The sequence below is a fragment of the Dryocola clanedunensis subsp. sulfonylureivorans genome (assembly GCF_016756775.1).
In the GTDB taxonomy this organism is placed as follows: Bacteria; Pseudomonadota; Gammaproteobacteria; order Enterobacterales; family Enterobacteriaceae; genus Dryocola; species Dryocola clanedunensis.
Genome location: NZ_JAERMU010000048.1, coordinates 1 through 11,533, shown reverse-complemented (window position 1 = coordinate 11,533; position 11,533 = coordinate 1). Strand labels below are relative to the sequence as shown.

At 48.5% G+C, this 11,533-nt stretch carries 8 protein-coding genes and 2 pseudogenes; 5 read left to right on the top strand and 5 right to left on the bottom strand.

Annotation, left to right across the window (positions count from 1 at the left end; translation table 11 throughout):
• Window positions 1-764: MBL fold metallo-hydrolase (locus HYQ67_RS23495; RefSeq protein ID WP_202308568.1), on the bottom strand; the 764-nt coding region annotated here is incomplete at its 3' end.
• A gap of 709 nt (window positions 765-1,473) precedes the next feature.
• On the opposite strand from HYQ67_RS23495, the gene HYQ67_RS23490 reads away from it, so the two are divergent.
• Window positions 1,474-2,070, top strand: coding sequence for a YrbL family protein (locus HYQ67_RS23490; RefSeq protein ID WP_202308566.1), 597 nt, complete (start codon window positions 1,474-1,476; stop codon window positions 2,068-2,070).
• Between the two features lie 117 nt (window positions 2,071-2,187).
• On the opposite strand, the gene HYQ67_RS23485 is transcribed toward HYQ67_RS23490, so the two are convergent.
• The gene (locus HYQ67_RS23485) at window positions 2,188-2,862 is read right to left on the bottom strand and encodes a DUF3313 domain-containing protein (RefSeq protein ID WP_202308564.1); all 675 of its coding nucleotides are present in this window, start codon (window positions 2,860-2,862) and stop codon (window positions 2,188-2,190) included.
• 449 nt (window positions 2,863-3,311) lie between these two features.
• On the opposite strand from HYQ67_RS23485, the pseudogene HYQ67_RS23480 reads away from it, so the two are divergent.
• A pseudogene (locus HYQ67_RS23480) lies at window positions 3,312-4,356 on the top strand (IS3 family transposase).
• A 602-nt stretch (window positions 4,357-4,958) separates the two neighbouring features.
• Complete coding sequence (locus tag HYQ67_RS23475) at window positions 4,959-6,143, top strand: OmpP1/FadL family transporter (RefSeq protein WP_202308570.1); 1,185 nt, start codon at window positions 4,959-4,961, stop codon at window positions 6,141-6,143.
• Between the two features lie 291 nt (window positions 6,144-6,434).
• Here HYQ67_RS23475 and HYQ67_RS23470 read toward each other — a convergent pair whose 3' ends face one another.
• The 3 genes from HYQ67_RS23470 to ccdA are packed head-to-tail and all read right to left on the bottom strand — an operon-like array spanning window position 6,435 to window position 7,817.
• Window positions 6,435-7,238 (bottom strand): site-specific integrase, encoded by an 804-nt coding sequence (locus HYQ67_RS23470; protein WP_202308562.1) that lies wholly within the window; start codon window positions 7,236-7,238, stop codon window positions 6,435-6,437.
• Window positions 7,239-7,291: 53 nt separating this feature from the next.
• A complete protein-coding gene (ccdB, locus tag HYQ67_RS23465; RefSeq protein WP_202308560.1) occupies window positions 7,292-7,597 on the bottom strand; it encodes a type II toxin-antitoxin system toxin CcdB in 306 nt (101 codons plus the stop codon).
• A gap of 1 nt (window position 7,598) precedes the next feature.
• Window positions 7,599-7,817: a type II toxin-antitoxin system antitoxin CcdA gene (ccdA, locus tag HYQ67_RS23460; protein WP_202308558.1), complete on the bottom strand. Its 219-nt coding sequence runs from the start codon at window positions 7,815-7,817 to the stop codon at window positions 7,599-7,601.
• A gap of 584 nt (window positions 7,818-8,401) precedes the next feature.
• Here ccdA and HYQ67_RS23455 point away from each other — a divergent pair.
• Both HYQ67_RS23455 and HYQ67_RS23450 read left to right on the top strand, forming a co-directional pair.
• A complete protein-coding gene (locus tag HYQ67_RS23455) occupies window positions 8,402-9,496 on the top strand; it encodes a transcriptional regulator (protein ID WP_202308556.1) in 1,095 nt (364 codons plus the stop codon).
• Window position 9,497: 1 nt separating this feature from the next.
• Window positions 9,498-10,487: pseudogene (locus tag HYQ67_RS23450) on the top strand (KAP family P-loop NTPase fold protein); the annotation flags it as partial.
• Between the last annotated feature and the right edge of the window lie 1,046 nt (window positions 10,488-11,533).

The window sequence follows — 11,533 nt, the reverse complement described above, 5'->3', positions numbered from 1 at the left end:
ACGGTACCGGCAGAGGTCGTGGTGCCCAGACCTGCACCAACCTGACCTTTCGCATCAGCAGGCAACAGGTTGCCGTACATGTAACTAGCGCGACGGCTCATGGCGTTACCTGCCATGATATTCTCATCAACGGCGGCGCCCATGAAACCTTGCGGGCCATAGATTTTCACTTTGCCGGCTTTGACGTCAGCTTCGTCAACGACGCCGCGAACGCCGCCGTAGTGGTCAATGTGGCTGTGGGTATAAATAACCGCAACAACAGGTTTTTTACCGCGGTTACTGTAGTACAAGTCCACAGCCGCTTTAGCAGATTCCGCAGAAATAAGCGGATCGACAACCGTAATCCCCGCTTTACCTTCAATGATGGTCATATTTGAAAGGTCGAAATTGCGGATCTGGTAAACGCCATCGGTCACTTCAAACAGGCCGCTGATGTTAATCAGCTGGGACTGACGCCAGAGGCTAGGGTTTACCGTATCTGGCGCTTTATCACCTTCTTTAATGAAGGCGTACTGCTGAGGGTTCCAGACGGTGTTGCCTTTCTCGCCTTTGATCACTTCCTGTGGCAGCGGGGCGATAAAACCTTTATGTGCATTGGCGAAATCAGTTTTATCAGAGAAGGGCAGCTTGTTATAAAGTGCTTCGTTGGCCTGTATGGTCGCGGGAGTCGCGTCCTTAGTGGGCGCTGGCGTTGCCGCCATCACTGACAGTGTTGTCAGTAATCCTGCCGCAGCCAGACTCTGAGCTATCAGTTTAAGCTTCATTTGAAATCCTCATGCGTAAATCCTTCTGATAGTTAGGTTTATACGAATAGTAACCCTATAAAACATTCCATTAATAAAGGCAGTGTTTTCTATACATATCATACCTTTATTGTACAAGTACACTCATACAGTTACACACTACCCTCGTTAAGAGTCTTTAGTATGTCCGTGTCTATATTCACTATTAAGACTTCTTGTTTGAGAAACGAAAAATATGGTGCCATAACTAAAACGTCATTTGACAAACTGTATTTTTTCATGGCTTGAGCTCCTTTTATGCATTAGTTCGATTTATTCAAGAGAACCAAGTGAATTATGAGGTGATAACCATATTGGTTTGGTTATATAGTTGAGAGTGTTACTGATCTGGGATTAAGTTTGCGTATCAGTATGAATATACTCCTATATCAAGTTATGCAATCTATTACCATGGTGATGGTAATAACTCCAATGGAGACATCCATTATAAGTATGGGTAATTTAATGAATTTAGAGCGACAAGCATATTAAATAGTAAATTTCATAATATGAAAAACAGTTTGTTAATTTATGATGCTAATAATCGAGCACCATAATGTATGTAAATTAATTATATTGAAATTTATGTGACATAACTTATTGCGTTCGGGAATAATAACTGCTACATCTTCAATGTAACTGAATAAATCACCTCGACCTACTCATCAAAACGTTAATAGGGAGTTGTATAATGGATGCAGCAATCAGGGAAAAAATAAAATTATCGTTTTCTGATTTTATAGCCTCAGGTAGGCATAGAGTGTGTTATCAGCACCCGTTTGATAATTCACGATGTATAAAAATCCATCATAACGCGGTCAATATTAAAGAAACCTTACGAGAAACCCGCTATTATTATCATATCAATAACCGAAAGCGAACGCCATCAACCATTCCAAAATACTATGGCACTCTGGAAACAAACCTTGGGAAGGGTTATGTATTTCAGTTAATAAAAGATAACACAGGGTGTGTATCACAAACTCTGGATTATTATTTGCGCAAAGAAGGTTATTTTGAAGAGAACAAAAAGGAGATACAAGTCGCATATATGGAATTTAGAGAGCAGATTTATAATGATGCTATAGCCACAATGACGCTTAAAACTTATAATATAGTTTATCAGCTTGGTTATAAGCCTTATGGTAAATTTGTTCTTGTAGATAATCTTGGTTCTGCGAAATTAATTCCACTTGACTACTTTTCAGTATTTGCACGCTTAACCTTGAGGCGTCGATTTGCTGACTTTGAAAAACTTCTGTATAGGGCGTATAGTATAACGATATGAGTTTGCCTTCCGCTGCGCACAACTTCGCCCTGAGAGCATTTCTTATTTATGAATGAAATGGTGCTAATGGCCAGTCGTTTTTTATATTGACTGGCTATTATTCAACACACACCGTGCTTATTGATATTTACCTTCAGGACTAAAATTCGCTATATCACTGGCCATTTTGTTTATTAATATTTTAACGGACTGAGTTGTTAATGGTGTAGACTGGTTAGGTATCGTTTCCCCCTCTCCTTTACGTACAAGTTTTAATACTGGTTTATTCGTCTGTACATCAATTAGCTCAGCTTCGAAGTAAAGATGAGTATCCTCAGTACGGTGTCCGGTTACGTTCTCCAGACCGGCAACAAGCAATGCAGCAGGCACAACTTCGTAAAATTGTAATCCTTCTTTGCTCAAGTCTACACCGGTGATCGCGCTCTTGAATATCAAGCTGCGTGGGCCTGCGGTAGTGACCAGTGGTTTATGCTTAGCGATAGCATTTTTTACCTGCTGGTTAGTATAGTTGCGGATGTTATCTAGCGCTTGTTGCCCAACTTGTGTATTTGCCTTTGGCTCGGGATAATAAATAACTGGCATATACACTATATCATCATAGTTTTCCTGATTGAAGTTTGGATCAACCCAACGAAGTTCAGGTGCGCCAGAAGATGTTTTCATTTCTTTTAGCTTTGAATAGTCACCAAGGAAACCAGAATATTTTTCTGGCTTAGCTATCTTTGATGTACATCCGGCTAACAGTAAAAAACCAGTAAAGATAGCAATGTTAATAACGGGATTCATGTTCATTCTTTTATCCTTATGTCAATAGATAAATAACGTGTCCTAACTATAAATATTCGGCCATACATTCTGCGGGTTAAAATCAGCAATGGTAATAAGTAGTTTCTATAGGGAAAAGAAAGGTGAGCTTAAAGTCGATAGTTTAAAAAATCCAGTTTGAATCATTTGCCGAAGGGTTATTGAAATGAATCATCAAAAGGCTCTGTATTCTACTATGTATGGAGATTGCCTTAATAATAGTTAAAATTCTGGTGTGAAATTACAATCAATTATTATTAAGGGGAGAAACTTATGAAAAATTATCATCGCGATAGCGGGATGTAAACACAAGTTATTTCAAATATCAATTCAGTTATTTATTGATCGTTGGATATATGGTGTTTTTGACCTGTTTCCCGTTGATTAGTACACCCCGTTGTTAGTAATGTCTTCATAAGCTACATGAGGACATCCCCATGAAGAAGCGTTTTTCCGACCAGCAGATCATCAGTATTCTCCGCGAGGCTGAAACCGGGGTATCCGCCCGTGAACTCTGCCGCAAGCACACCATTTCCGACGCCACGTTTTACACCTGGCGTAAAAAGTATGGTGGTATGGAGGTACCCAAGGTTAAGCGCCTGAAGTCGCTTGAGGAAGAGAACGCCCGACTCAAGAAGCTGCTGGCTGAAGCCATGCTGGATAAGGAGGCGCTTCAGTTGGGTCTTGAGCGAAAGTACTGACTACAGACCAGAAGCGCGAAGATGTGGTGTTGATGTGTGATGCGGCCGGTCTGTCGCAACGTCGTGCCTGTAGACTCACAGGTTTGTCCCTGTCGACCTGCCGTTACGAAGCGCAGCGTCTGACATCGGATGCGCATTTATCCGGACGCATCACTGCACTGGAACGCAGGCGTTTTGGCTACCGCCGCATCTGGCAGCTGCTGCGCCGCGAAGGGATTCATGTTAATCACAAACGAGTATACCGGCTCTACCATCTCAGTGGACTGAGCGTAAAACGCAGATGACGTCGTAAAGGGCTGGCAACAGAACGTCTGTCGCTGCTCCGCCCGACGGTGCCTAATCTGACCTGGTCGATGGATTTTGTCATGGATGCGCTGGCCACCGGTCGCAGGATCAAGTGCCTGACCTGCGTGGATGACTTCACGAAGGAGTGCCTGAAGGTAACCGCTGCCTTCGGGATTTCAGGCGTGCAGGTCACGCGTACTCTGGACAGCATTGCGCTGTTCCGCGGCTATCCAGCGACGATAAGAACTGATCAGGGCATGGCGTGGAACTGCAACTTATCTAGCCCGGCAAGCCGACACAGAACGGATTTATTGAGAGTTTTAACGGACGCTTTCGCGATGAATGCCTGAATGAACACTGGTTCAGTGACGTCAGTCATGCCAGGAAAACCATCAGTGAATGGCGTCAGGATTATAACGAGTTCCGCCCGCACTCCGCGCTGAATTATCAGATACCGTCTGAATTTGTGGCGGCTTGGAGAAAGGGTAACTCTTAGAGTGAAGGATCAGACATTACTAACTGAACGTTGTATCTAATCCTGGGGGCAGGTCATTTTCGTTCTCCACAGAGTTAACTAAAATAAGTATATTTATTACCAATGATAATGATGAGAACAGAGCAATCGCCATGTAAGAGTTTCTTGAACGTCATTTGCATCATGTGCTCTTTCAATTTATAGTTCGTCACGTGTGTTATTCGGAAGGTAATGGTAAATCGTCCTGCTCAAGTGAGTCGCAACAGATTATCTGAGGAAATAACTGACAGGGGGAACTGATATCTAAATCTGATCTAGTCAGCACTGCCCACTTTGGTCGTACCGAAAACTCAGAAATGCAGTAAATAGCACCTTTATGGTTTTTACCCGACCCCAAGTGCATTTTACATCACAAACTATCTATATTCTCACATCTGTAATTCACGGGGGTATTGGTACAATTACTTGTATTTGTCATGTTTTTACTCCTTTTCTGAAATTGAATTTCATAATTTGAAATGGAGAGATGTCTAGTATCATGATTTTTAATCCACTTTGCATCTTATTTTATTTATCAAAAATGCAAAATGCTAAAATTTACTATAACAGGTTTGGGCAGGGAAATGAGAAAGATATTATTGATATGTATCGAGATGCTTTATTCGTCACTTTCACATGCCAGCGCGCTCTATTTTTACGAAGTGGCTACGGAGGATACGGCGCTGGCCGGAGCCGGGCAGGCCGCCAGAGCACAGGATGCCTCAACGATCGTTACCAACCCGGCAGGCATGACCCGTCTGCCTGATCGCATGTTCACCGGCGGTCTACAGATGATGGACGGGGATATCAGCTACCATGATGATAATTCCCGGCAAGAAAGTCCCGGTAATGTGTTGGATATTTTCCCTAATGCCAGTGGCTTCTACAGTCAGAAAGTCAATGACCGGCTGCATGCCGGTATTGGACTGTACGGCAATTACGGACTGGGTGTCGATTTCGGTAACTGGAGTGGTCAACGATTAATTAAAAAGAGCACGATGGTGGCTATGACGCTTAGTCCTTCGCTGGCTTATCAACTAAATGATCGTCTATCGGTGGGAGGTTCGGTCAATCTTAACTACGGTTATCTGTCGCTAATCAGGAATGTTGATGGTCATGATGAGAAAGCGAAAGATCACGACTGGGCAACGAGCTACCGTCTGGGGCTGCTGATGCAGGTCACAGAGCAAACCCGCGGCGGTATAACATGGACCAGTAAAACGGACTACGATTTTGACGTCAAGGGTAAGGCTCGTTTTCCGGATCTGCCTAATACCGAATATAGCCTGCCGATCTCAGCTCAGGTACGTGCCCCACAACAGATGATGATAAGTGTGGTACATGACCTGAATAAAAACTGGTCGCTGATGGGAGATCTAGGTTGGCAGGACTGGAGTCAGTTTGGGGCTCCACAGATCACAGTGAAAGGCGAGAGAGTGAATAAAAATAACCGTATGAAAGATACCTGGCACACCGCATTTGGCGTGCAGTATCACCCCTCAGAGCAGTGGCGTTTGAATGCTGGAGTGGGGTTTGACAGCACGCCATATCGTAGCCAGAGTGATGTAGCGCTGACCTTACCTACGGGTGATGAATGGCGTTTTGGCACCGGGGTGCAATATCAGATTACACCCGCCAGCAATATTGGCATGGCGTTGGAGTATCTGCATATGCAGTCTTCACAGGTACAAAAGCCGACGCAGCTAAAAGGTCATTATGATAATCCTTATCTGTGGTTTACCAGCGTCAACTACAGCTATCAGTTCTGACCATTGTAAGGAACAGACATGAAAAAGATCGTACTGCTCAGCATATAAGTACTGAATCACTACGGGTTTAACTGAATCGCCACAGGCATTACAGACAGATAACCGGGGTGAAACCTGGGTGGTTTATCGGACAACACCAGATACACCGCCATCCCGGTGCCGGGTTAAACCTGGAAAGGCCGTTTCACAGAAGATCGAAATAGAAGGTATTCAGGTGGGTTATATCTATGTCCCCGTGCAATGATGCATTACAGTCTCCGGTGCGGCGGAAAGGCTAGATAGTTTATGCTATTAGAATTCTCTGGCGATCTTGCCAGCCTTCAGCATTGCGACAGCCTCAGTGCCTGGCATCTGGAACTGGACGCGGTGGCGGGCTGCGACATCGAGCGCAAACACCTTCGTGTAGACTTCCGTCGAGCTGACACTCCGGTGCCCCATTAAACTCTGTAAAACCTTCAGAGGAATACCGGCGTACAGCATGTGCATCGCATACGAATGCCGGAGCGTGTGCGGCGTCACCGGTACAGAGAAATAGACCCCGTCCGAATTGGCCCGTTCTACCGCTTCGTTGATCCAGCTGCGCACAGTCCTGTCTGTGACCGTCCAGATACGCGCCCGTTCGCTGCGGCCGGTAGATTTGTTGCGGCGCTCCAGCGGAATTTTCAGCGTGGCCACCATCGTCTGCAGTTGTGAGACATACTGCAGATCGGACAGAGGAACAATGCGGTTTGGCGTGGTACCGGCCGGCGCTCGACCGGCCGTGCGAGTGGCTTTTTCTGTGCGCTGCTTCAGCGTGGCCAGCTGCACGAACGGATAGGGGGGAGCCAGGGTGAAATCACCGCGCGTCAGCGCCAGCGCTTCGTTAATGCGCGCGCCGGTGTTCCACAGCGTGGCCATCAGCGTCTGGCGATACAGGTCGGGAACATAGTGGAGCAGGGCGCTGACTTCCGGCGCGAGCAGGTATTTCGGGTAATCATCATGGGCCAGCGCCATCTGACGTAATGCCAGGGCTGCCGGGTAATCAATGGCCACCGGTAATAAAGCCCGGGTGCCAGTATGCGGACCAGACAGGACCGGAAGTGATGTGCTATTCATGATGCTCCTCTGCTGACCATTCCCGTCTGGTTCGAAAGCGCCCCAGCTTATACTCAGATCCCCCAGAACATCAGGTTAATGGCATTTTTTATGTCATTTTCCGACTCGCTGAGATCCGCAATGTTTTCTCCGATGACCGTGACGGAGACGCTGGCCATATCGGTCGTCATCAGGCGATAGCGTTCGCCGCCGAAGCAGGCGATCGGATAGAGTTCGCGGGAGACTTTATCGGACAGCAGTCGAGCGCTTACCAGCGGGATCACCATGCGCCGGCCCGGCGTGTCGATAATATCGCTCTGGACGTCCACGAACAGGCTGTAGCGGCTTTCACGTTTGTAGGTATAAACCTGAAACTGCATATCACCAGTCCCTGTTTTCGTCGGCAAATGAGCCGTTCTGTTCGATAAACCGGGCGACCTCCACCATGCCCTCGCGATTTTCTGTCTGCCAGCGTTCGGCTCTGAGCCGTCGGGCTTCATTCTGCATGGCCGTATTGACCAGCCCGGAGATATTCACATCGGCCGCCTTCAGCAGCCGGTAGCTATCACTGTCTATCGTCACCGTGATGCGTTGCTTCATTTTTCACTCTCCAGTGCATACTTAGCGTATGTTATTAAGTATACACTTTAGTGGCATCAAAATCAGCGTGGATTATGAGAATACTGCAAGGTCACTATTATTCACCGGCCGTTAAATTCATCATGGTGAAGATAATCAATGTTTACAGTTTTAACATTAATAATAATCACCAATATAACCACGGAGTTAAATTACCTGTTCGTCGTTTTCATGTGATCCGACTTTCCGTCTTATGGAAACTTTCCGGAAGTGTACCACGGTGTGTGAATAAGCGAAGCGCTGTTTTCTGCCGCCAGCCACCGGCGAACAGGGGGGTGTAACCACCATATACGGTAGTACGTAAGAGAAAATGATACTGCATAGAGTGTTTTGTGGTCTACGACGGGCGGAGCTGCATGTGCAGATCCGGAACTACCGCTTTTCGGATCTTCACGAATTTGAAAGAGAAAGGTATGAATCCACCCTCGAATTATGACATGATGCCATTTATATGAAGTGCCAAATATTAACAGAGATGACGATTATATTAAGGCATTGCAGCCAACTTTATGCTGTCGTGCATAATTTCTGACAGGAGACATCCGATGCTGAGCCAGCTTACCCTGCGCTTTCCGAAAAAACTGATCGAGAGCCTGAAAAACCGCGCCGCCACCGAAAATACCTCGGTGAATGCCCTGGCTGAACGCCTGGTGGAAACCAGCCTGAAAGGCAGCAGCCTCACCGATGACTATCTGCGTCTGGCTACCGATCCCGATGCGGCTGTGCGCCAGCTGTATCGCCAGATCGTGCTGGGGGAAACCTTTGGCCAGCGGGGGATGACCCGGGCCGAGCTGAAATTCATCATCGGGCATGCCCATCAGGCGTATAACCGGGGTCCGGGGTTCAGCCAGCTGGTCCGGCTACCGTTGCTCAGGGTGCTGCTTGAGATCACCTTTGAGCTGCTAAGCTGGCAGGCTGCCCGCGGCGCCGCTATCGACAGCCACTACCTGAAAAGCACCTTCGGCCTGGCCGGTGAGGACTGGGACACGGAAACGACCCGCTTTATGGATGATTTGCCGGTGGCCGTGACCTGCGTCCGCGCGGAGCTGTGGCTGCGCCCGCTCGCCGGCAGCTGTTTTGATCTGAGCATGTTTCCCGACGAGGCGCTGGCTGAGATCTTCACGACACCGCGCCTGAAGGCGATATTTCCGCTGCTGGTTCATGCCCGGGACTGGGATTACGCTGCACAAACGGCCTTTATTGAGGAGCTGAAACCCCGGGTCACCGCTATCGCGGAACGCCTGAGCGCCGGGCAGCTGGAGCTGGAGATCAGGGTGGAAGGTCAGCCGGCAGATCAGCGTTCAGCTGTCTGGTATGAGTCTCCCCGTCTGTACCTGGTGGTCAGCGGTACGAATTTTATTATGCCGTTTGACTGGCAGCATTTCAGCGAACTGCTGCGGGCCCTGACGGTGTATCAGGCCGCGCCGGCGGCGCTGCCGCGCGGGTATCATGGCCATGCCGTCATGTTCTCGCCGCCGGGCAGTGCCGGGGACAGCGGATTCATCGGTTTTGATGCGCTGCGGGTGTTCATTAACCGGGAGGAATTTGACGGCCTGGTAAGTCAGCTGGCTGCCCGGGTGGAAGAGGGACCTCTGTCCGCAGCCCTGAACGATCTGCGCTGCATCTACGGGGATCTGTAATATGTCCCGGCCCCCCATCTCCAGCTCCGCAGGCAGCGATACCCCTATCACGGAAATTCAGGATGACCGCTACGGTTTTGATATTCTGGCTAAGGGGCTCGTCAGAAGCATTATGACGCTGTCTCCTGGTATCAGCACCGTGATCGGTATTGAAGGGAAATGGGGGGCGGGAAAGACGAGCCTTCTGAATCTGCTTCTGAGTTATATGCGAGATAAGTCCCCTCCGGGTATGCATATATTACAGATTTCCCCCTGGCTGAACCCTGCCGGGAGCGCACTGACACAGCACCTTCTTATTCCGGTTGCAGCGATTCTGGACGAGCAAGAGTCCTGTACCTTATCGCCGATGCGAAGAAGGTGGCAGCGTCTGAGAAGAGCCCCCGCTTCGCCGATTGCAAAAGATCTCATTAACTACGCTCAGCAGGCCTCGGGGCATCTCGCCCCTGTGGCTGAATTAGCCGGTAATTTTGTTCCCGGATTGGGCATTGTCGCAAAGAGTCTGAAAACCGTATCCAGACTGGAGCTGTCAAGGCATAAAGAGACCGCGGCAGCGATGCGAGCCCGAATAGAGGAAAGGATTGCCAAGTCCGGAGCGAGCTTCATCGTGGTGATTGACGATCTTGACCGGCTGGAGCCTTCACAGGCCGTCGAGGTGCTGAGGCTGGTACGTTCTGTGGCTGATTTTACAGGTTTTCGCTATGTTATGTGCTATGACCAGGGAGTGCTGGCACATGCGGTTGAGCAGGAGCTAGGGGTCGAGAACGGAAGGCAGTATTTACAGAAAATTATCCCCCTCGCGTTCAGCCTTCCTCTGCCAGAAGCGTTTAACCTGCGGCGGGAATTTCTCCATGGCGCGCTACAGCTTTACGCCCGAGTTAATCACGATGAGCCAGATGCAGGTGAGATAGCAGATTTACGGAAAGCCGCTAATATTTACGGTCAGGCTTTATCGACTCCACGCGAAGTAAGCCTGGTTCTGAATGCCCTGGAGTTTCGCTATGCCGAGATCCGGGACTATGTGTACTTCCCGGACCTGTGCCTGTTACACATCATCCGGGTAACAAATTCGGCCCTGTATGACTGGATAGAGCAGTATCTGACGGTATATGCGGTAGTGGCATCTGGCGAAGGAAATCTCAGCGACGTCGAGCAGCAAAAAATGGCCGACGATCTCCGGACAAAGCTTAAACGTTACATTTCAAAAGATGCCTCCTCTCCATCTGAACTCGGGAACTGGGTGCCCGGGATCTCTGATTTTGATGATAACCTTTCCTTATTTGTTAAGCCTGCTGACTGGAACCAGGAGAAGATGCTGGAGCATAAGCGGCTCGGCAGCCGTATGTTCTGGCGTTACTATTTTGCCCTTGCTGCGCCGCAGAACGTACTCCCTCCCGCACTGCTTAATGAATTACTCAGCCGGTTTGCAAATCCTGCAGACCGGGCATCGCTTGCGGTCGAGATGGTGGGTTATATAAAAGAAATTAATCTCAGCCATGTTACCTGGTACGATCATATTTTCAGTCAGCTGACCAGACGCAAAATTGCGACCCTGAGCTTTACGCAGTGTGAAGGGCTGCTGTGGTACCTGTTTCATTACAGTGATATGGCAGGTGTCCGCTTTGCGGAAGCGGGGAGAGATGTGCGAACTACGCTGCAGCTGGAGGTTGTCTGTGACGTAATGAGGCATATTCTGACGCTCAGCCGGCCACGTGCGCTGTACCTGATCAGAAAGCTTTTCATGCAGGGCAGGTCGAAAGAGTGGCTGGTCAGTCTTATGCGGGATTTGCTCTGGGGGCATGGCATCAAAGGTACCCGGTCATTCGATAGTGAAGACCAGTTTCTTACCCTTCAAGAGCTGTCGGGTTTACAGGAGTCGATGGCTGTACGAATGTCAGCAGAGGAGATGAAAAACTCGATTTGTAGTGGTCAACTAAAACTGGCCACCGCGTTAGAGTTTTTCCAGTATCGGTTTTCCGATTCGTTTGGTGGTAACCCACAGTTATATTCATGCGGCCTGAGCGCGCTGTAATACCCAAC

Excerpts from the sequence above, each read along its gene's own strand:
- HYQ67_RS23485 (WP_202308564.1), bottom strand. The coding sequence starts at position 2,862 with ATGAACATGAATCCCGTTATTAACATTGCTATCTTTACTGGTTTTTTA.
- HYQ67_RS23490 (WP_202308566.1), top strand. The coding sequence starts at position 1,474 with ATGGATGCAGCAATCAGGGAAAAAATAAAATTATCGTTTTCTGATTTT.
- ccdA (WP_202308558.1), bottom strand. The coding sequence starts at position 7,817 with ATGAAGCAACGCATCACGGTGACGATAGACAGTGATAGCTACCGGCTG.
- HYQ67_RS23475 (WP_202308570.1), top strand. The coding sequence starts at position 4,959 with ATGAGAAAGATATTATTGATATGTATCGAGATGCTTTATTCGTCACTT.
- HYQ67_RS23470 (WP_202308562.1), bottom strand. The coding sequence starts at position 7,238 with ATGAATAGCACATCACTTCCGGTCCTGTCTGGTCCGCATACTGGCACC.
- ccdB (WP_202308560.1), bottom strand. The coding sequence starts at position 7,597 with ATGCAGTTTCAGGTTTATACCTACAAACGTGAAAGCCGCTACAGCCTG.
- HYQ67_RS23455 (WP_202308556.1), top strand. The coding sequence starts at position 8,402 with ATGCTGAGCCAGCTTACCCTGCGCTTTCCGAAAAAACTGATCGAGAGC.